This is a genomic window from Synechococcus sp. CS-603 (genome assembly GCF_977929215.1).
The window spans coordinates 975,814-994,264 of sequence record NZ_OZ376778.1; the positions used below are offsets into that span (position 1 = coordinate 975,814).

Here is an 18,451-nt window from a genome sequence, read left to right on the forward strand (position 1 = left end):
TTGTTAGTGCACGAAGGTTCTCAGGGGCGAGGTAGCAGCGATTCGAGCTCGCGCAGCCTGCCCTCGAGAACTTCCATGCGCTCGAGATAGGTCAGCGCCAAGGCCATGCCCGGAGCGTTGAGGCCGAAATCGTCGCGCAAGCGGGCAGCCCGGCGGGCCTGATGCAGGGTGCGGGCCTGAAAGGTCCAGGTGGAAGCGGTTCCAAGGGGCTGGAACACACCGATCGCGACAAGCTCGATGACGTCGTCGTGAACCAGGCCGGACGCGTCGAGAAGTTCATCAAGCCCGATCGGTTGGTCGTCGTCCGTAATCAGAAGGATCTCTTCAGCCATTGCTTTGGTCTCCTTGTTGACCGTCTTGAAGATGTAACCGTGGCTGGAATGTGGAGAGTTTCGCAAGCTCTTGATAGAGCTCTCGCTCCCGATCGCTGAGCGAGGGAGGGGTGGCGATTTGAAGCACGCAGTATAGGTTCCCTGAACCTTGCTTCCGTTTCGGCAAGCCTTTGCCGGCCAGGCGCAAGGTCTGCCCACCCCGCGTTCCCGGTTTCACGTTCAACGTCAAGCGACCGTCCAGGCTGGGCACTTCGATGTCGCCGCCAAGCACGGCCTCTGATGGCGTGATCGGTACTTCCAGATAGAGATCGTGGCCGACGGCCTTGAACAGTCGATGCGGCTGCAGACGAATGGCGAGATAGAGATCACCGGCTGGCCCCTTGCCGATTCCAGCAGCGCCACGGCCCGCCACGCGCAGTCGTTCGCCGTCGATGACGCCTTTGGGGACGCGCAGACGGACTGTTTTTGAAACCCGATGCATGGTGCCATCGAGGCCTATCTCCGGTACATCGAGGTCCAAGGCGACTTCGCTGCCACGGGCCGCATCTTCAAGACTGATGGTGGTCGCCACTTCGTAGTCCTGCCCGCGCCGTGAAAAGGCGGCCTCGCCAGAGCGCCCCTGATGGGCTGAGCGGAACCCCATCTGCTCGAACAGATCGGCCAGATCAATGGTTGGATCACCGGTTGGGGCACTAGCGCCTTGAGATGCGCCGTCTTGCCAGAAGCGGCTGTCCCATTCCGGTGAGGGGCGGAAGTCCTCGCCGGGGCTGTGTCGACCCAGCTGGTCATAGGCCTCACGTTTCTCTTGGTCAGAGAGGGTCTGGTAAGCCTCATTGATTTCCTTGAACTTATGGTCTGATTCCTGATCCTTGGCAACGTCGGGATGGTATTGGCGTGCAAGCTTTCGGAACGCCTTTTTGATCTCGTCGTTGGAGGCCTCCCTCTCAACGCCAAGGGTGGAGTAGTAATCCTTGAATTTCATCAGACCAACCAGAGCGTCACTCGCTCTTGGGGAAGGCTAGGTGTGATTCCCGTCAGCTTGTTCAGGAGTAGCCGCAACAACAGCAACAGCAGCTTTCTTGCGGTGGTTACTGCGCTGGTCACTGAGAAGGTCACTGCCGAGTGCAAGGGGAGTGCAAGGGGAAATGCATGGACGCGCAAGCAAGCCAATCGCTTTGCTGGCCCCAGAACAACTGAGAAGGCCTCGCTTTTCCCAGCGCTCTTATTCAACCGCGAGGGGGGCTTGCGTCGAGAGGATGGTGTGGCAGCGGCCGCAGAGGCGACCATGCACCGTGGCGTTGAGCACGTGCGCGCTGATGTCGGTTTCGTAGTGCCAGCAGCGCTCGCACTTCTCGCCCCTGGCCCGGGCAATGCGCAGGGTGATTCCCCCTTCGCTGGCTTCTGCCAGTAGCTCGGCAAACGGTTCGGCCAGTTGATCGCGGCCTTCGCCGCTGCCAATCTCCAGCTCCGACACCAGCAGCCAATCGGCCAGGTTGTCCACATCCGCTGAGGCGCTCTGCTCAAGTTGGTCCAGGGCGGAGCGCAAGGCCGCCGCGCCTTCGCCCTGGACCAGCTCTAGCTGCAGCCTGGTTTCCAGGGAGGAGCCGATGCCGCCCTGTTCTTGCTTGGGTTTGCGGCAGGCCTCCAGTTGGCGGTTCACCTGGCTGCGCAGTCCCTGCAGGGTGCTGATCGTCGCCTGCTCGGCGGGCGTGAGCGTCCACTCGGCTGCCGATTGGGGCCAGCCGCGTTCGAACACCGAGGTCTCGCGCACGGGGTAGGGGAGGTTCTGCCAGATGTCTTCAGCCATGTGGCAGAGCACCGGGGCAATCAGTCCGGCCAGGCGCTCCACCACCAAGGCCATTACGGTCTGGCAGCTGCGGCGGCGCGGCGAATGCGCCGCGCTCACGTAGAGGCGGTCTTTGGCGATGTCGAGGTAGAAGTTGGAGAGATCCACAACGCAGAAGTTCTGCAACGCCTGGAAGAAGCGGTAGAACTCGTAGCGCTCGAAATCAGCGCTCACCTCCTCGATCAGCTCGGCGGTGCGATGCAACATCCAGCGATCGAGCAGGGGCAGCTCGGCCATCGGGACCGCTGAACCGCCCTCGCTCTGCGGCCTGGGGTCGAAATCGTGCAGATTGCCCAGCAGATAACGGGCCGTGTTGCGCACCTTGCGGCTCACATCGGCCAGCTGTTTGACGATCCCCGGCCCCAGCGGCACATCGGCGGAATAATCCACCGAACTCACCCACAGCCGCAGCACATCGGCGCCGAAGGCGGGCTCCTGTTTCTCGTTGCGGCCGCCTTCAACGATCACGGCCGGATCGACCACATTGCCCAGGGATTTGCTCATCTTGCGACCCTTCTCATCGAGGGTGAAGCCATGGGTGAGCACCCGTTTGTAGGGCGCCTGGCCGTTGACGGCCACCGACGTGAGCAGGCTGCTCTGGAACCAGCCGCGGTGCTGGTCGGAACCCTCCAGATAGAGATCGGCGGGGTAATGGAGGGGGCTCGGGTCAGCGCCTTGGCCGCCTGGGGCCGCCAGCAGGTCGTCGCCTGTCGCCTTGGCAGGGTCCAGGCCTCCCAGCACCGCCGCCCAGGAGGAGCCGGAGTCGAACCAGACATCCATGGTGTCGCTGCCCTTGCGCCATTGATCGGCCTCGCCGGCCAGCTCCGGTGGCAGCAGCTCGGCCTCGCTGCGCTCCCACCAGACGCCGGCACCGTGCTCGGCGATCAGGGCCTGGATGTGATCAAGGCTGGCGGCATTGAGCAGCACCGCCCCGTTGTCACGGTGATAGAACACGGGGATCGGCACGCCCCAGGTGCGTTGGCGGGAGATGCACCAGTCGCCCCGATCGCGCACCATCGCCTCGATCCGGTTGCGGCCGCTGGTCGGCAGCCACTCCACCGAGGCGATCGCGGCCATCGCCTCGGCGCGGAAGCCCTCCACCGAGGCAAACCACTGCTCGGTGGCGCGAAAGATGGTCGGTTTCTTGGTGCGCCAGTCGTAGGGGTAGCGGTGGGCGTAGCTCTCTTGCTTGAGCAGGGCGCCGGCCTCTTCGAGGGCGGCGATGATCGCGCCGTTGGCGTCTTTGAGCACGTTCAGCCCGGCGAACGGCCCGGCTTCCGCCGTGAGGGTGCCGCCGGCATCCACCGGGCAGAGCACCGGCAGGTTGTACTTTCTGCCGGTGTTGAAATCATCCACGCCGTGGCCGGGGGCGGTGTGGACCAGGCCGGTGCCCGCTTCGGTGGTGATGTAGTCGCCGCCGATCACCACCGGGCTGCTGCGATCCAGCAACGGATGGCGATAGGTGAGGCCTTCGAGCTGCTGTCCCTTCACGGTCAGCAGGGGTTCCAGGCGCAGCCCCAGGCTGGTTTGCAGGCTCTCCACCAGCGCCGCCGCCACGATCAGGTGCTGGCAGTTCGCCGCGGCTCCATCTGCCGCGCCATCGGTCCGACTGGCGCGGCAGATGGCGTAGTCGAGCGTGCCGTTCACGGACACCGCCAGGTTGGCCGGCAAGGTCCAGGGGGTGGTGGTCCAGATCGCCACCGCCAGGGAGGCGGGCCCCAGGGGGGCAAGCCCAGAGCGATCGCTGCTCGGGCTGATGCCAACGGCGGCCAGCGCCTTGGCCATGTCCTCTGGAGCCGCGGTCACCGGGAAGGCCACGTAGACGCTCGGGGACGTGTGGCCGTCGGGATAGTCGAGTTCGGCCTCGGCCAGGGCGGTGCGGGAGCTGGGGCTCCAGTGCACGGGCTTGAGGCCCCGGTAGATGTGGCCCGCCAGCACCATCTGCCCGAAGACGCCGATCTGGGCCGCCTCGTAGCCCCTCTGCAGGGTGAGGTAGGCGTCGTCCCAGTCGGCCCAGATCCCCCAACGCTGGAAACCGGCCTTCTGGCCTTCCACCTGCTCGAGGGCATAGGCGTGGGCCTTCTGGCGCAGGGCGATCGGGGTGAGAGCGCGGCGCTCCTCACTGCCCATGCTCTGCAGCACCTTCAGCTCGATCGGCAGGCCGTGGCAGTCCCAGCCCGGCACGAACCGCGCCCGCCGGCCCCGGAGCAGGGCGTATTTGTTGATGATGTCCTTGAGGATCTTGTTGAGGGCGTGGCCCACATGCAGGGCGCCATTGGCATAGGGCGGCCCGTCGTGGAGCGTGAACACCGGCCCGGGGTTGTCACGGCTCAAGCGTTCGTAGAGCCGCTCCTGAGCCCAGAAGGCCTGCAGCTCGGGCTCGCGGGTCTTGGCGTGGGCCCGCATGCCGAATGGAGTCTCCAGCAGGTTGAGCGTGTCCTTGTAGGAAGCCGGGCTGGCGGTCAAAGCGCCTGGATGGCAGCAACCACCGATTATCGGCCCCGGCCCTTCAAGGTGCGATTGGTGGCTCCTCGGCCTCGGGTTCGCTCTCCTCTGCAACCGGTGCAACAGCGCGTTGCAGCAGGGCGTCGATCTCAGCGAACGAGCTCACCTCAACCACGGCTGCAGGGGTGATGAGCTGCGGCTGGATGGCGGGTTCCGGTTCGTCGGCTGGTGCGGGCAGGCCATTAGCCAAGGCTGGAGTTTCGCTTGAAGGTTCAGTTGGGTTTTCGGTTGAAGGTTCCGCTGGGGTGATCGGCGCCTCGGGCCGCACCCAGCGTTTGGAGGTGGTTGCTGGGTTGGGCAGGGACCGTTGCTTCAGCCAGTCCGCCACGCCGGCGACGCGGGCCACCCCCAAGCTCAGCAGCCTGGCGGCGGCGGCCCCGAGCTGCTGCAGGCTGCTCTGCCAGCGTTCCTGGGCCCAGAAGCGCTGCTGTTCCTCGCCGCTGAGTTGGCGCCAGCGCCCCAGGCCAACCTCTGTGGAGAGTCGGCCGATCAACAGCCCGCCGCAGAGCACGGCCAACATGGGCGCTCCGCTGAGCCGTTCAGCGCTGGTGACCAGCACCAGGCCCAGCAGCAGCACCAGGGCACCCCAGAAGGCATCGCGGGGCCGGCTCAGCTCGGGCACCAACAGTGGAATCACCAGCACCACCAAGCCGGCCAGCAGGGCCAGGATTCCGCCGAGAGTGGCAAGCATGGGCTCTGGTGAGGACTGGGGCCATTCTGAGCCGCTCGATACAGTTGGACCTACGCCCACCTGGCGGAATTGGTAGACGCGCTGGTTTTAGGGTCCAGTGGCTTCGGTCGTGGGGGTTCAAGTCCCCCGGTGGGCACTTGGGGCGGAGGCCCCGTGATCGACGGGGTTACTGGCTTGCCTTGCCGGTTGCTGGGGCTTCCTCTTTGAGGTCCACCATCAGCTGCATAGTCTCGATCGAGAGTTCGCGCAGATCCACGGTCAGGGGGGCCGCACTGTTGGGGCCGAACCATTGATCAAAAATGGCCGTTTCCTTCGTTTGTCTATCTAGGAAACCCTGCATATAACGGATCAGCGCTATGTCAACAATACGTTGAAATGCCGAATCATCCTGAGGCAGCATGCAGGCGATGTCTTCTTTGGAATAAGCATCTGCTGCCACCTTGAACAGGGCTGGCTTGGGTTGACGCGCCAGCCATGAATAGAGCAGAACGCCATCATCGGCAAAGGCATCAATCTCGCCTGCCCTCAAGGCCTGATAGCCGCTGTCACGGTCTTCCATCAAAACCATAATCGCCTCGGGTTGATGCTTGCGAATGGCGATTTCACTGGTCGTTCTCGGCAGCACTCCAACCCGTTTCCCCAGCAGTGATTCCGGCGAGGAAAGGCTGGAATCACTGGGCACCAAAAGCTGGGTGCCCGTGATTCCGTAACTCACGGAAAAATCAACCTTGCGATCACGCTCCCAGGTGAAGCTGCTGGCATCACACACCAAGCTGACTTTAGAGGAAGCAAGCATCGGAATGCGCTCGTCTGTATCAAGTGCCTTCAATTTCAGGCGCACAGGACGCCCCAGCTCGAGCGCGAGCTCTTGACTGATGCGCTGCATCATGTCGATTGAATACCCGACCAGATCACCCTGCTTGTTCTTGTAGGCGTAGGGGAAGGCGTCTTTGCTGGTTCCTGCCGTTAGTACGCCGGTTCGGGCGATCTGCTCCATGACAGGTCCTGCCTGGGAGGGCCCTGCCGCAAAAAAGGCAGCCAGGATCCCTAACGACGAAAAAACTAGTCTAGAAATCACTAATACTAATCTGAATTAGCAGCTAAAGTACCATGGGTGCCTGCTACTGCGCGGGAACTTATCGAGTCTTCGGTTCTCCCGGCAGCCCCGAGGTTTGCTCCCACCATGTCCCCTTCCACTCTTGAGCTGGGCTCCGATGACTGGCAACGCCTGCGCGATGCGTTGCGGTATCAGGCCCGTGACCTCCATCACCGTTCCTATGCGGTTCCTGCCGATCGGCGGCAGCTTCTCTGGGAGGAGATGGATCGCTGCCTCAACCTGGCTGCTCGCATCGAAGACCTCTCCGCCAATGAACGCCCCTGAGCTCTTGGGCCCCTGAGTCTTGTCAGAACGCCTGGCTTGATGACGCGACTTGAAGCACCCGCTGGTGCTCGGCATTTATCGCCCGATGTGTTCGTCATTCAAACAACAGCATTGTCTTGGCGCCACCCATCGATACCCGTCGATCCAGCTGACAACAGCCATCCATCTGACAACAGCCATCCAACACAATGGCCCTATCCGTTTTCCTCTCTCCGATGACTGATTCTCCTTCGCTCCAGCAGGATGCGCGTCCGCCTGGGGAGGGCGGCTCCCCCACCGGCCTGCTGTCGTTGCGCTGGCCCATCGCCCTGGTGGCCACAGCGGCGATTTTCTCGTTGGGGCTCGGCCGGCTGCTTCAGCAGCCAATCAAGATTGAACTGGTGATGGATGCCCCCCTGCCTGTGGCGGGCCTGGTGGATGTTGGCGGCATCAGGACGCCACTGTTGGTTGAGAAGATTCAGGCGCCAATCCGCACCGAGCCGATTGTGACCAAGCCGATCGCTGCCAACGTCACCTTGGTCGAGGGAGTGGAACTGGCTGCGCCCCTGTCTGTCACGGTGCCTCAGCTGACCAAGGACCTGGTAGTTTCGGTGCGTGGTCCGATCAATGCCACGGTGGGAGGCCGTGTCAATGCCCAGGTGGCCGGCAACGTCGAAGCCAGCGTGAACGGCGATGTGTCGGCCCTGCTGCGGGGCCAGGTTGATTCCAATGTCAACGGCAAAGTCGATGTTTCGGCCAGCGAACCCCTTCCCCTGCAGCGCATCAAGCTGGGCTTCTGATCGGGCCTCGAATCAGGCCCTTGTCGGATCCACCTCAAAGCCACCACCTCAGCGCCACCTCTTCACATCATCGCCGCAACGCCACCCCTTCAACGCCACTTCAATCCTATGGAACCCTGGACAACAAAACTACAGATCCTCGCAGCGGTTTTGTTGCCGCTGCTGTTGCTGGCTGTATGGCTCAACAGCAAGGGTTTCTGGAGCCCGCTCTAAACCATTCTGTCGATCTGTCGATTCCGGCAGCACAACCCAAACCAATCAGGGTGACGACGTTGCAAGACAAGACAATGCAACATAAAACTGTGCAAGACAAAACTGTGCCCAATCAAACCGTGCAAGATAACGTCGCATTCCAGCCAGATTCTGAGGATGATGTCTATGGATCATCGGATTTTTCTCTGGGTCTGCCGAAGGCTGACTTTCCGCATCGGCAGAGTGATCCTCGCCATGTCTATGAGGCTCTCCATGATGAGCTGATGCTGGATGGAAATTCGAGACAAAATCTGGCCACCTTCTGTCAGACATGGGTGGAGCCTGAGATCCATCAACTGATGGATGAGTGCATTGACAAGAATATGGTCGATAAGGATGAATATCCACAAACGGCAGAAATTGAACGCCGCTGCCTTCTGATGCTCGCGGATCTTTGGAATTCACCCACGGTCACCGATTCAATCGGCAGCTCCACCAGCGGCTCCAGCGAAGCAGCGATGCTGGGGGGGATGGCGATGAAGCGTCGCTGGGAAGCCAGCCGCAAACAGCTTGGGAAATCTACGGAGAAGCCCAACTTGATCACCGGTCCGGTGCAGGTGTGCTGGCATAAATTCGCCCGTTACTGGGATGTCGAGCTTCGGGAGATTCCGATGCAAGAGGGCCGCCTGATTATGACAGAGGCGGAAGTGATTGCCCGCTGCGATGAAAATACGATCGGTGTGGTGCCAACTCTTGGAGTAACCTTCACAGGAGAATATGAGCCTGTTGAGGCTGTATCGATCGCCTTGGATGCCTACCAGGCGAAGACAGGTCTTGACATCCCGATCCATGTTGATGCGGCCAGTGGCGGCTTCCTCGCCCCTTTCTGCTCCCCGGATCTTCTTTGGGACTTTCGTTTACCAAGGGTCCGTTCGATCAATGCTTCGGGCCACAAGTTCGGCCTGGCTCCACTCGGGGCTGGCTGGATCCTGTGGCGAACGGCTGAGGATTTGCCTGAGCAGATGGTCTTTTGGGTGAATTATCTCGGCGGCAACATGCGTGATATTGCGCTTAATTTTTCCCGTCCGGGCGGACAGGTGATTTGTCAGTACTACAACTTCCTGCGCTTAGGAATGGAAGGCTATCGAAAAATTCATATGGCTTGCTATGAAACAGCCCAATATCTTGCTGCTGAAATCAGCAAGCTCGGACCCTTTGAGATGATTTATGGAGGTGCTCCTGATCACGGGATTCCAGCGTTGTGCTGGAGGATGAAGCCGGGGATTGAGCCTGGATTCAGTTTGTTTTCTCTGGCCGACCGCTTGCGGGTCAGGGGCTGGCAAGTGCCGGCCTACCTGCTGCCCGCCCACTGCGAAGAGCTACCGGTGCAAAGGATTCTTGTGCGTCATGGGGTCAGCCGTGACTTGGCAACCATGCTCCTAGACGACATCCGCCAAGCACTGGAATTTTTAGGACGCCACCCTGAACAAAGGCCTATCAGCGGCGATGAAGCCGGTGGCTTTCATCATTGACCTATCAGTGATTGATGTGCTGGGGGAAGCCAATTGGCCTGCGCTCGCCTTTTCCCGATGTGCTCTGACGATGTCGAGGAGAAAACTGCTTGATGGGATGGCAGCCCAGAGGGGCTGCGCGACCACGGTAGACAAATCTTTACACTAGGATAGAAAAACTTAGATGAGCTGACCATGGAAGCACTTTTCGGAATTGTTTACTTCGCCTGCTTTGCCGTGATTGCTGGTGGGGCATTTGCTCTGATGCGCCAAAGCATTGACCAGACAGGCTTGAAATCGAAGGCCAAGACGAATAATCGCCATCCTGAAGCACCTCTTGAGGGGGAATCGGTGATGTATGTAGACCTCAGTCGGGAGCGCCTTGAGCGTCTCTATGAAAAAGCCAGCTAAGCCTTCTTTTCGTGACTTAATAGGTAAATTAGCTTTTTATTCTGAGCTACAAAGTCGGAATTATTTGACATTCATTGTTATATTGTTGGCAAACTCATATTGACTAAAGATCCATAGGATGTAGCTTGCGTCTCATGTACTAATTAGTTTGAAGTGCTGCCTAGCTCTGTATGTAAGAATAGGCGGTTATTCGGCAACAGCTTGATTTTTTGGCTTTACAGGCTGCTCTTGATATGCAGTCTGCATTTCGATTTTGATTGCGATCACTCGATCTAGATTTGTTGAAAATTGCCAATTTTCTTTTGGCCTTTCTTGCTGTCCTGTCATATCAATTTATCGATGCCAAGCAAAATGCCAGGCCCCAAAAAATTGGGAAACCTGGCAACTTGAAAATATGCTCTAAATTCAGCCGAGACCGATCTGAGTCAGGATGCCTTGGCCGGTCAGCAATTCAGTGCCGAGGCCGATCACAAAACCAAGCATGGCAAGACGGCCATTCCAGGTTTCGGCAAATTCAACGAAGCCAAAGCGGGAGGTGGATTCAGTCATGGGATTGAGTGGGTGGTCTTCATCAAGCTTAACACCACCATTGCGATCTGTGACGAATTCCCGCGCCTTTGCTTCTGCTTCCCCCGAATCAGGGTGCCTTTGGCGTGGCCTTGGCTGGCGCGACCACTGCAGGGGGTGTTCTGGGTGAGGCTGTTGTCCCGGCTGCTCCTGGGATTGGCTGGGCGTTGGCGCAGAGCATTGCAGCCATCCGGTCCTCGCCGCCATTGGTCTTGGACTCTTCGATGGAGAGCGGCAAGCGCCACCCCTGCCAGGCCTCAGTGCCCGTCCTGCGGTTCAGCTTCAGGCTGGCGCAATGAACTGCCACGCTGCCCAGCACCGGGGGATCGCCACATTCCACGCTCGTGGAACGCACCGCTCCTTCGCTTAGGCGCCAAGCATTCCAGTCGTAACGACAGGGGCCAAAACTGCGCCAGCGCGGTGCCTTGAGCTTGCGGATCCGCTCGAGCAGCTCTTTCTCTTTTGCGCTCAGATCCTCAGCCGGTGGTTTCCCTGCTTCGGCAGCAGGTTTGGCGTTCGGCTGTTCCGCTGGCTTGGGATCTTGTTCGCTCTGCAGCGTTGGCGGCGTTGTTCCCTGGGCAAGGGCATCACTGGCCCAGGGAACAAGGCCAATACCAAAAGCTTGAAGTAAGCCGGTGATCAAACCGGGAACAAGCCACTTTGCGGAAATTCCCATTCCGAGAAACGCCACGAACAGATACCAAGCCTGACATGTCTGTGCCCTGTTGCCAGGGCAGCAAATTGGATCGTTTCAAGCAGCTTGACGATCTGTTCGTTTCAGTCTTCGTCGCTTTCTTCGCTACCGACAGGGACTAGGCGAATCTGCTTGCGCCCCAGTTTCAGTTCGAACTCATCACCGGGCTTGAGGTCGAGAAGCCCAGTGTAGGCCTTGCCCACCAGCAGATTTCCATTGCCCTGAACCGTGGCGATGTAGCTGAGTTTGCGGCCAGCTTTGAGACCGATTCCGCCACCATTTCCGTTGCCAAGGGTGACTCCCTTGGCTTCGAGCAGGGCCTCATAGAACGCGGTGAAATTGAGCCGCTCACTGCCATCCTTCTTGGAGCTCAGGTAACCGCAGCTACGCACCAGGTCAGATTTGGAAGCATCGCCAAGTTCCTTGACTTTGCTCAGCAGTTCGGTGCCAGTCAGCATGATGTTCGAATTGGTTCGCTCCATCAATGTAGCAATCGATCGGCCTCTCTTCAATGGCAACCGCCAGGCTTTTTCTCGCTTTGCTGTGAAGACTCCTAGCTCGCCCGGCTTGTATCAACTCTTTCGATCGGCATGGCCGCCAGACCCATTTTGGCCGTCATTTCTTTTGAATAGTTAGTGTGAGTTGCCAGGTGCGGATGGGTTGGGCTCCCTCCGCTCGATCCTCGTGATGCAGGCACTCTTCCTTGATATCAACGGAGTCCTGGTCGAGGACAGGGCTCCGATCCCCGGCGCCATTGAGGTCTTAAGCGAGGCCCGGGGCAGGGGACTGACGCTTCGCTTTGTCACCAATACGGCCACGAAGGGCCACGGCTCGATCCTGCGTGACCTGCGCCAGATGGGCTTTGCCCTCGAAGCCACTGAGCTGTTCACGGCGCCATTGGCCGCCCGGCACTACCTGCTGCGCCACCATTTGAGGCCCCATCTCCTGGTCCATCCGGCCATTGCCGTCGCCTTCGCCGATCTGGCTGGGGATCCGCCGAATTGCGTGCTGCTCGGTGATGCCCGCGACGGTTTCAGTTATGGGGCCTTGAACCGGGTCTTCCAGCTCGTTCAGCAGGGCCTGCCGCTGATCGGCATCGGCCGGAATCGCTATTTCCGCGAAGGGGGCGAGCTTTTGCTCGACGCCGGCGCCTTCCTTCAGGCGATCGAATGGGCAGCCGGCATTCAGGCGGTGGTGCTTGGTAAACCGTCGGCTGACTTCTATGCCGAGCTGGTGGCGTCGACGAATTTCTCCGCACAGCACTGCCTGATGCTGGGCGACGATCTGGAGGCGGACGTGATCGGGGCGATGGCTGCTGGCCTGGCTGGCTGCCTGGTGCAAACCGGCAAATACCAGCAGGTCGACCAGCTGCGGCTGCCCCCCCAGGCCAGCCTGATCGCCAGTGTTGCCGAGCTGCCGGCCAAGTTCGCTTGGTCAATCAGGCCTTAGCCCGGAGGTTCATTTTGCCAGCCCGCCAGGTGGGACGCGGCTGTGGAGCGAACCAGGGCCCTGGCGGCGGGAAGGGCCGGCTCCAGGCGCAGGGAGTCGAAGGGGGGCAGGCTGCGGCTGCGCAGCCAGGCGCCCCAGCGAAATTCATGGAAAGGAATCAACGGCGCCGCGGCGATCCGTTTCTCCTGTTTGAGGGCCCAGACCAGGCTGCGGTAGGGGTCGTCCTGTAGGCCTGCCAGGCTCGTGGGCAAGGTTTCGGGCGGAAGCGGCCCCCGACCACGGGCATCGTGGAGGTAGAGCCAGCCCCGTTCTTTGAGTGCTTGCAGAATCTCGAGGCGATCTCTGCTCTCCAGCTGCAGAACCACATAGCCGAAGGTGGTGGCGTCGGGATCGACCGCGATCAGACCGCCCAGGCGGTGATGGCGGTCGAGCATCCAGAGCGCTCCGCTGGCACTGCGCACCAGCGGCACGGGTTTGCCGCGCAGGTAAGCGCGCCGCTCCTTGGCGCTCTGGCGGGCGAAGTCGGCCCTGCGACGCCGCACCTCGGCAAGACCGATGCAGAGCTGGGTGGGCTGCAGGGCAGAAGCCGCGACCTCGAGCAGCTCCTCGCCGGATTCTGGTGGGGGCGGCAGGGGTTGGCAGGAAGGAAGGTGGAAAGCCATCAAGGCTGGGCGCGACAGGCCAGTGACAGGGGTTTGATCTGCCAGCGTTGGCCATGGTTGACCGCCCCATCTTCGTTGATGGGGCGAAATCTGCGAGTAATATCTAATCTCAATCTTGATATCTTCTTAACTCTCACATAACGCAATCCTTGCGAATAGCCTGCTAGCTATTGGTTGGATTTTGATTCCTTGCTCTGATGACCCTCACAACGAAGGCTCTGGTACTCAGTGTCATTGCCGTTATTGGTACGGGCGCAACGGTTTCAGCGCAAAATCTTCTAAACGGTGCCGGTGCCAGCTTCCCCGCTCCCTTCTATCAGCGCGCCTTCTCAGATCTTGCCAATTCAGGCGGTCCCAAGGTGAATTACCAGTCGGTGGGTTCAGGAGCTGGAGTCCGGCAATTCATCGCTGGCACCGTTGATTTCGCCGCCACCGATGAACCGATCAGCTCCGCTGATGCTGCCAAAGTACGCCGTGGCGTTGTTCAGTTGCCTACCGTTGGCGGCACGATTGCCATTGCCTTCAACAAGCCTGGTTGCAACCTCAAGCTCACCCAGAAGCAAGTGGCGGATGTCTTCCTCGGTGTGATCACCGATTGGAAGCAACTGAATTGCTCTGCTGGAAAGATCACGGTGGTGCATCGCTCGGATGGCTCCGGCACCACCTTCGCCTTCACCAACTCCCTCTCCACCTTTTCCCCAACCTGGAAAAGCAAGGTGGGTGAGGGGAAGGCAGTCAAGTGGCCCGTTGGCGTGGGCGGCAAAGGCAACGAAGGAGTGTCCGGTGTGATCCAGAACACGCCTGGCTCGATCGGCTACCTCAATCAGGCTTTCGTGAAGGGCAAGATCAAAGCGGCGGCCGTTCAGAACAAGGCCGGTAAATTCGTGCTTCCCAACCTCAAGAGTGGGGCCGCTGCTCTCAATAACATCCAGCTCAACAGCATGCTGGCTGGGGAAGAACCCAACCCTGCCGGGGCTGACAGCTACCCGATCTCCACCCTTACCTGGGTGTTGGCCTATCGGAGTGGCAATGGTGCCAAGGCTGGCAACATCCGCAGAGCCATCAGCTATCTGCTCAGCCCAGTAGCCCAGGGCAAAGCTGACGACCTTGGCTATGTGCCCTTGCGCGGCGCCATTCTCAACAACGCCAAGAAGGCGGTGGGAAGGATCGGCTCCTGACCTGACCTGGTGGCTGGGGCCAGGCAGCCTGCCAGCGCTGCGCTGATTGTCGGGGGCCTTCGGGCCCCCTTTTTGTTCCCTCTGGTGAAGGGAGCCGGAGCCCTCCTTAGCCCATGGTTAACCAGCCGCTCATCGCCCCTTTGCCTAACGGTCTGTCTTCTTCCATACAGTCGTTGGGCGTCTTTCTACGAAGACCATGGTCACGAGTCCGTTTCGCCATACCGGTCGCAGTGATGCGATTCGAGATGTCCTTGAAACCAGTTATCGCAATCACAACTTGCTGCACATCACAGCAGGTAGCGCCGTTCCTTTGCTCAAGAATTGCATCTGGCTGGTGGTGCGGGGAATGGTGAAGCTGGAAGCCGTCACCATCCATGGCGATCCCCTGTTGCTGGGGCTGGCGGGGCCCAATGAGCCGTTCGGTGAACCGCTCACCAACGTGCTGGCCTTTGAAGCGTTCACACTCTGCGATAGCGACATGCTCTGTTTGTCCTGTGCCGAGATTGAGCAATCGCCCCATCTCGCTATGGCGATGATGCAGGCAGTGGTCAGCCGTTATCACCAGGCGGAAACGATGTTGTCCTTGCTGGGGTTGCGCCGGGTTGAGGAGCGAATTCGCGGTTTTCTGGAGCTGCTGGCCCAGGATTACGGCCAGGTCTGCGAGCAGGGTCTGCGGCTCAACCTTCGCCTCACCCACCAGGAACTAGCGAGTGCCCTCTGCACCACCCGCGTCACGGTGACCCGGGTGCTTGGTCTACTCAAAGACGAGGGCTGGCTTCAGATTGATGGCCAACGTCACCTGGTGATCAGCCATCTGCCGAAACAGAGCTGATTTGGCAGGCAGAGCTGAAGCGGCAGATGGATCACCTAGCTTGAAGGATCAGATTGCCGACTGCATGCCGCGCCTGCTCATTGTTGATGATGACGATGGCATCCGCACCACCTTGGCGGACGTTCTGCAGCACGAAGGTTTCGATGTGGCCTGCGCTGCTGACGGACGTCAGGCGATTGAGCAATTCGATGCCAGCCAGGCCCAGGGAACGGCAAGATTCGATCTTGTTTTGCTGGATCTGATGCTTCCGGGCCTGGGCGGATTGGATGTCTGCCGCCATCTGCGCCGCTCTGATTCCTTGACACCGATTCTGATGGTGAGTGCGCGTGATACCGAAACGGACAGGGTTCTTGGCCTTGAACTTGGTGCCGACGACTATCTGATCAAACCGTTTGGCCTGCGCGAGTTAGTGGCCCGTTGCCGTGCCCTGTTGCGCCGTTCCAAACACAGTGCTGAAAAATTTCCGCTGGGCGCCGTGCTCACCCACGCGGAGCTGACGCTCTATCCCGATGAGTTCCGCGTCACGCGAAACGGTCAGACTGTGTCTCTCGCACCCAAGGAGTATCTGCTGCTTGAATTCTTCATGCAGAACCCTGGCCGGGTCTGGAACCGCAACCAGCTGATCGATCAGGTCTGGGGAACGGATTACGTCGTGGACACCAAAACGGTGGATGTCCATATCCGCTGGTTACGGGAAAAGCTTGAGGCCAATCCCTCCGCTCCGCTGCACATCCTCACCGTGCGGGGCTTCGGCTACCGCTTCGGGTGACAGCATCCCTGCCATGACAGCCGTGATCGCTGCCGGGCTGGGCCTCCTGCTTGGCCTGGGCTTTGGCCTTCGGATCGGCTTCGCCCGGGGGCGGCATCGGGCCGGCGTCGCCCGACCTGGGACCGACCTGATCCTGCGCCGGGGGCAACTGCAACGTTGGTTGGAAGCGGCGCCGTTGGGGTGGCTGTTGCTGGATGACGACCTCCAGGTTCATTCGATCAATGCCAAGGCCGAGCGGTTGCTGAACATTCCAACCGGCCAGCTGGTGCGCGGGCAGCCCTTCCGTGAGCTGGTCCAATCAAGCGATCTGGAGGAGGCCGTGCATAGCGTGCTGCGGCACCAGCTGCCGGAGCGGCGGGAGTGGTCCCTGGGCGAGGACCCAATCGAGGTCACCTTGCTGCCGGGAGGGGATGGATCTGTGGCGCTGTGGCTCAACAGCCGCCGATCCCTGGAATCGCAGTTGGACCAACAGGGCCGCTGGGTGAGCGATGTGGCCCACGAACTCAAGACACCGCTCACCTCATTGCTGTTGCTCGGGGACAGCCTGGCGGCCCAGTCCAAGGGCCCCAACCGACAGTTGATCGAGCGCCTGCAGCGGGAACTGCAAAGGCTGCAGAGCCTGGTGGGCGATCTGCTCGAACTCTCCCAGCTGGAGAACAGCCTGCCCCGTGATGAGCGGCGCTACGAGGTGCTCGATCTCGCCGAACTGGTGCAGGAGGTCTGGACGACCCTGCGCCCCCTGGCCGAGCAGCGCGGCGTACAGCTCAGCTTTCCCGAGCCACCTTCTAGCCTGCTCTGGGGGGATTCGTCCCGCCTGCACCGGGCCCTGCTCAACCTGTTGGACAACGCTGTGCGCTACAGCCCGGATCAGGGTGTGGTGGAGGTGCGCTTGCTGGGTGCGAACCAGTGGTGGGAGCTGGAGATCCGCGACCACGGTTGCGGCTTCAACGACGACGACCTCGAGCGGATGTTTGAGCGCTTTTATCGCGGCGATCCCTCCCGGGTCCGCTCCCACCGGGCGGGCAGCGGCCTTGGTTTGGCGATCGTGCAGCAGATCGCGATCACCCACGCGGGACGGGTGCGCGGGCGCAACCACCCCGGCGGTGGGGCGGTGATGGAGCTGGTGCTGCCCAAGGGGATCTAGGGGCAGGGTTCGGCGGGCAGCAGGCAGCGTTCCTGCAGCTGGGCCAACCAGCTGCGCAGGCCTTCAAGCGCCTCAGGTTTGAGCTGGTAGTAGATCCAGCGGCCCCGTTGGCGGTCGCTGAGCAGGCCGGCGTCCTTGAGCACCTTGAGGTGGAACGACAACCGTGACTGGGAGAGATCCAGGTCGGTGGTGAGATCGCAGACGCAGCGCTCTCCCTGCGCCAGCGCCTGGATCACCTGCAGCCGCAGCGGATCGCCGAGGGCCTTGAGCAGCTGGCGGGCCTGGCTGTCATCGAGTTCGGTGGCAGCTGCAGTTGGGGCGGTGACCGGGGCGGGCTCAGGGATGGGAGGCAGAGGGCTGGGCTGGCTTAACCGGGGCATAAACCAATCAAGTTTGATTGATGCGAGGCTGGCTGGACGCCGTCGCGCCCCTGTCGCCAGCGGCGGCGGACACCTCCATGAAACTCGGAATCAATGGGTTTGGGCGGATCGGACGCCTGGTTTTACGGGCCCTCTGGGGCCGGGCAGGTCTCTCGGTGGTCCACCTCAATGACCCCAAGGCCACCACCGTCAGTGCCGCCCATCTGCTGAGCTTCGACTCGGTTCATGGCCGTTGGTCCCAGCCCGTGCATCCAGCCGCTCCCGGTGACCCCGCCGGTCTTCTGATCGGGGCCGGCGGATCAGGCGGAACCGTTGGTTTCAGCGCGGAATCCGATCCCACCGCCGTGCCATGGAGGGAGGCGGGTGTGGACGTGGTGCTCGAGTGCAGCGGCCAATTCAAGACTCCAGCGGCGCTGGAGCCCTACTTCAGCCAGCTGGGCCTGCAACGGGTGATCGTTGCCTGTCCGGTACGTGGCCTGATTGCCGGCGAGGAAGCCCTGAACGTGGTGTTCGGCATCAACCACGGGCTCTACGACCCCGGCCGCCACCGCCTGCTCACCGCGGCCTCCTGCACCACCAACTGCCTGGCTCCGCTGCTGAAGGTGGTTCATGAGTCCTTCGGGATCCGCCACGGCTCGATTACCACCCTTCACGACGTCACCGGAACCCAGGTGATGGTCGATGGCTTCGCCAGCGACCTGCGCCGGGCCCGCTCCGGCCTGCAAAGCCTGATCCCCACCACCACCGGTTCGGCCCGGGCGATCGGCCTGATCTTCCCCGATCTGGCCGGCAAGCTCGACGGCCATGCCGTGCGGGTGCCTTTGCTCAACGCCTCACTCACCGATGTGGTCCTGGAGCTGGAGCAGCAGGTGAGTGCTGGCAAGGTGAATGCCGCTTTTGAGGCCGCCGCCACCGGCCCCCTACAGGGAATCCTGGGCTACGAAACCCAGCCCCTGGTGTCCTGCGACTACGTCAATGATTCTCGCAGTGCGATCGTCGACGGTCTCTCCACCCTGGTGACCGGCGGCAGCCAGCTCAAGGTCTACGCCTGGTACGACAACGAGTGGGCCTACAGCTGCCGCCTGGCCGATCTGGCCTGCCATGTGGCCGCTGTGGAGGGGCGCTGAG

20 protein-coding genes and 1 tRNA gene are annotated in these 18,451 nt (G+C 61.0%); 11 read left to right on the forward strand and 10 right to left on the reverse strand.

The annotated features are described in order from the left end of the window. Nucleotides 1–20: 20 nt before the first annotated feature. The 4 genes from ACXMDM_RS05025 to ACXMDM_RS05040 form a co-directional block, all read right to left on the reverse strand. A complete protein-coding gene (locus tag ACXMDM_RS05025; RefSeq protein WP_071800846.1) occupies nt 21–332 on the reverse strand; it encodes a chaperone modulator CbpM in 312 nt (103 codons plus the stop codon). Beyond that, entirely contained in the window at nt 325–1,314 is a 990-nt protein-coding gene (locus tag ACXMDM_RS05030) for a DnaJ C-terminal domain-containing protein (RefSeq protein ID WP_071800847.1), read from the reverse strand. The genes ACXMDM_RS05025 and ACXMDM_RS05030 overlap by 8 nt, the downstream gene beginning before the upstream one ends. 240 nt (nt 1,315–1,554) lie before the next feature. After that, entirely contained in the window at nt 1,555–4,584 is a 3,030-nt protein-coding gene (ileS, locus tag ACXMDM_RS05035) for an isoleucine--tRNA ligase (RefSeq protein WP_370454102.1), read from the reverse strand. Between the two features lie 103 nt (nt 4,585–4,687). Then, on the reverse strand, nt 4,688–5,374 hold the full coding sequence (locus ACXMDM_RS05040) for a Ycf66 family protein (RefSeq protein WP_259723404.1): 687 nt from the start codon (nt 5,372–5,374) through the stop codon (nt 4,688–4,690). Between the two features lie 54 nt (nt 5,375–5,428). On the opposite strand from ACXMDM_RS05040, the gene ACXMDM_RS05045 reads away from it, so the two are divergent. Continuing rightward, a tRNA-Leu gene (locus ACXMDM_RS05045) sits at nt 5,429–5,510 on the forward strand. Nucleotides 5,511–5,540: 30 nt separating this feature from the next. Here ACXMDM_RS05045 and ACXMDM_RS05050 read toward each other — a convergent pair. Then, nucleotides 5,541–6,371, reverse strand: a complete 831-nt coding sequence (locus tag ACXMDM_RS05050) for an amino acid ABC transporter substrate-binding protein (RefSeq protein WP_259723405.1) — start codon at nt 6,369–6,371, stop codon at nt 5,541–5,543. A gap of 186 nt (nt 6,372–6,557) precedes the next feature. Here ACXMDM_RS05050 and ACXMDM_RS05055 point away from each other — a divergent pair, with 186 nt between their 5' ends. The 4 genes from ACXMDM_RS05055 to ACXMDM_RS05070 all read left to right on the forward strand — a co-directional run bounded on the left by ACXMDM_RS05055 (nt 6,558) and on the right by ACXMDM_RS05070 (nt 9,648). Further along, on the forward strand, nt 6,558–6,755 hold the full coding sequence (locus tag ACXMDM_RS05055; protein ID WP_071800851.1) for a hypothetical protein: 198 nt from the start codon (nt 6,558–6,560) through the stop codon (nt 6,753–6,755). Nucleotides 6,756–6,970: 215 nt separating this feature from the next. Continuing rightward, nucleotides 6,971–7,534, forward strand: a complete 564-nt coding sequence (locus tag ACXMDM_RS05060) for a hypothetical protein (protein ID WP_259723406.1) — start codon at nt 6,971–6,973, stop codon at nt 7,532–7,534. Nucleotides 7,535–7,554: 20 nt separating this feature from the next. Next, the gene (gene gad, locus ACXMDM_RS05065; protein WP_259723407.1) at nt 7,555–9,258 is read left to right on the forward strand and encodes a glutamate decarboxylase; all 1,704 of its coding nucleotides are present in this window, start codon (nt 7,555–7,557) and stop codon (nt 9,256–9,258) included. A 174-nt stretch (nt 9,259–9,432) separates the two neighbouring features. Next, nucleotides 9,433–9,648: a hypothetical protein gene (locus ACXMDM_RS05070; RefSeq protein WP_259723408.1), complete on the forward strand. Its 216-nt coding sequence runs from the start codon at nt 9,433–9,435 to the stop codon at nt 9,646–9,648. Nucleotides 9,649–10,053: 405 nt separating this feature from the next. Here the strand turns inward: ACXMDM_RS05070 and ACXMDM_RS05075 are convergent, their stop codons facing one another. From ACXMDM_RS05075 to ACXMDM_RS05085, 3 genes are all read right to left on the reverse strand, one after another. Further along, nucleotides 10,054–10,197: a CAB/ELIP/HLIP family chlorophyll-binding protein gene (locus tag ACXMDM_RS05075; protein WP_259723409.1), complete on the reverse strand. Its 144-nt coding sequence runs from the start codon at nt 10,195–10,197 to the stop codon at nt 10,054–10,056. 88 nt (nt 10,198–10,285) lie between these two features. Then, nucleotides 10,286–10,891: a hypothetical protein gene (locus tag ACXMDM_RS05080; protein WP_259723410.1), complete on the reverse strand. Its 606-nt coding sequence runs from the start codon at nt 10,889–10,891 to the stop codon at nt 10,286–10,288. 101 nt (nt 10,892–10,992) lie between these two features. Further along, on the reverse strand, nt 10,993–11,367 hold the full coding sequence (locus tag ACXMDM_RS05085; protein WP_259723435.1) for an AbrB family transcriptional regulator: 375 nt from the start codon (nt 11,365–11,367) through the stop codon (nt 10,993–10,995). Between the two features lie 229 nt (nt 11,368–11,596). Here ACXMDM_RS05085 and ACXMDM_RS05090 point away from each other — a divergent pair, with 229 nt between their 5' ends. Then, nucleotides 11,597–12,358 carry a TIGR01458 family HAD-type hydrolase gene (locus ACXMDM_RS05090; RefSeq protein WP_259723411.1) on the forward strand — a complete coding sequence of 254 codons (762 nt, stop codon included), beginning with the start codon at nt 11,597–11,599 and terminating at the stop codon, nt 12,356–12,358. Here ACXMDM_RS05090 and ACXMDM_RS05095 read toward each other — a convergent pair. Then, complete coding sequence (locus ACXMDM_RS05095) at nt 12,355–13,020, reverse strand: ParB-like protein (RefSeq protein WP_259723412.1); 666 nt, start codon at nt 13,018–13,020, stop codon at nt 12,355–12,357. The genes ACXMDM_RS05090 and ACXMDM_RS05095 overlap by 4 nt on opposite strands. A gap of 197 nt (nt 13,021–13,217) precedes the next feature. On the opposite strand from ACXMDM_RS05095, the gene pstS reads away from it, so the two are divergent. From pstS to ACXMDM_RS05115, 4 genes are all read left to right on the forward strand, one after another. Then, entirely contained in the window at nt 13,218–14,198 is a 981-nt protein-coding gene (gene pstS / locus ACXMDM_RS05100) for a phosphate ABC transporter substrate-binding protein PstS (protein ID WP_259723413.1), read from the forward strand. Between the two features lie 196 nt (nt 14,199–14,394). After that, nucleotides 14,395–15,030 carry a Crp/Fnr family transcriptional regulator PtrA gene (gene ptrA / locus ACXMDM_RS05105; RefSeq protein WP_259723414.1) on the forward strand — a complete coding sequence of 212 codons (636 nt, stop codon included), beginning with the start codon at nt 14,395–14,397 and terminating at the stop codon, nt 15,028–15,030. Nucleotides 15,031–15,094: 64 nt separating this feature from the next. Then, entirely contained in the window at nt 15,095–15,799 is a 705-nt protein-coding gene (locus ACXMDM_RS05110; protein WP_071802121.1) for a response regulator transcription factor, read from the forward strand. 13 nt (nt 15,800–15,812) lie between these two features. Continuing rightward, nucleotides 15,813–16,943 (forward strand): sensor histidine kinase, encoded by a 1,131-nt coding sequence (locus tag ACXMDM_RS05115; protein ID WP_259723415.1) that lies wholly within the window; start codon nt 15,813–15,815, stop codon nt 16,941–16,943. Here the strand turns inward: ACXMDM_RS05115 and ACXMDM_RS05120 are convergent. Further along, nucleotides 16,940–17,323: an ArsR/SmtB family transcription factor gene (locus ACXMDM_RS05120; RefSeq protein WP_259723416.1), complete on the reverse strand. Its 384-nt coding sequence runs from the start codon at nt 17,321–17,323 to the stop codon at nt 16,940–16,942. The genes ACXMDM_RS05115 and ACXMDM_RS05120 overlap by 4 nt on opposite strands. Before the next feature lie 77 nt (nt 17,324–17,400). Between ACXMDM_RS05120 and ACXMDM_RS05125 the strand changes: the two genes are divergently transcribed. Beyond that, on the forward strand, nt 17,401–18,450 hold the full coding sequence (locus ACXMDM_RS05125; RefSeq protein ID WP_259723417.1) for an ArsJ-associated glyceraldehyde-3-phosphate dehydrogenase: 1,050 nt from the start codon (nt 17,401–17,403) through the stop codon (nt 18,448–18,450). The last annotated feature ends 1 nt before the right edge of the window (nt 18,451 follow it).

Coding starts and splice junctions, on each gene's coding strand:
- ACXMDM_RS05025 (WP_071800846.1), bottom strand. CDS start 332: ATGGCTGAAGAGATCCTTCTGATTACGGACGACGACCAACCGATCGGG.
- ACXMDM_RS05030 (WP_071800847.1), bottom strand. CDS start 1,314: ATGAAATTCAAGGATTACTACTCCACCCTTGGCGTTGAGAGGGAGGCC.
- ileS (WP_370454102.1), bottom strand. CDS start 4,584: ATGCGGGCCCACGCCAAGACCCGCGAGCCCGAGCTGCAGGCCTTCTGG.
- ACXMDM_RS05040 (WP_259723404.1), bottom strand. CDS start 5,374: ATGCTTGCCACTCTCGGCGGAATCCTGGCCCTGCTGGCCGGCTTGGTG.
- ACXMDM_RS05050 (WP_259723405.1), bottom strand. CDS start 6,371: ATGGAGCAGATCGCCCGAACCGGCGTACTAACGGCAGGAACCAGCAAA.
- ACXMDM_RS05055 (WP_071800851.1), top strand. CDS start 6,558: ATGTCCCCTTCCACTCTTGAGCTGGGCTCCGATGACTGGCAACGCCTG.
- ACXMDM_RS05060 (WP_259723406.1), top strand. CDS start 6,971: ATGACTGATTCTCCTTCGCTCCAGCAGGATGCGCGTCCGCCTGGGGAG.
- ACXMDM_RS05070 (WP_259723408.1), top strand. CDS start 9,433: ATGGAAGCACTTTTCGGAATTGTTTACTTCGCCTGCTTTGCCGTGATT.
- ACXMDM_RS05075 (WP_259723409.1), bottom strand. CDS start 10,197: ATGACTGAATCCACCTCCCGCTTTGGCTTCGTTGAATTTGCCGAAACC.
- ACXMDM_RS05080 (WP_259723410.1), bottom strand. CDS start 10,891: ATGGGAATTTCCGCAAAGTGGCTTGTTCCCGGTTTGATCACCGGCTTA.
- ACXMDM_RS05085 (WP_259723435.1), bottom strand. CDS start 11,367: ATGCTGACTGGCACCGAACTGCTGAGCAAAGTCAAGGAACTTGGCGAT.
- ACXMDM_RS05090 (WP_259723411.1), top strand. CDS start 11,597: ATGCAGGCACTCTTCCTTGATATCAACGGAGTCCTGGTCGAGGACAGG.
- ACXMDM_RS05095 (WP_259723412.1), bottom strand. CDS start 13,020: ATGGCTTTCCACCTTCCTTCCTGCCAACCCCTGCCGCCCCCACCAGAA.
- pstS (WP_259723413.1), top strand. CDS start 13,218: ATGACCCTCACAACGAAGGCTCTGGTACTCAGTGTCATTGCCGTTATT.
- ptrA (WP_259723414.1), top strand. CDS start 14,395: ATGGTCACGAGTCCGTTTCGCCATACCGGTCGCAGTGATGCGATTCGA.
- ACXMDM_RS05110 (WP_071802121.1), top strand. CDS start 15,095: ATGCCGCGCCTGCTCATTGTTGATGATGACGATGGCATCCGCACCACC.
- ACXMDM_RS05115 (WP_259723415.1), top strand. CDS start 15,813: ATGACAGCCGTGATCGCTGCCGGGCTGGGCCTCCTGCTTGGCCTGGGC.
- ACXMDM_RS05120 (WP_259723416.1), bottom strand. CDS start 17,323: ATGCCCCGGTTAAGCCAGCCCAGCCCTCTGCCTCCCATCCCTGAGCCC.
- ACXMDM_RS05125 (WP_259723417.1), top strand. CDS start 17,401: ATGAAACTCGGAATCAATGGGTTTGGGCGGATCGGACGCCTGGTTTTA.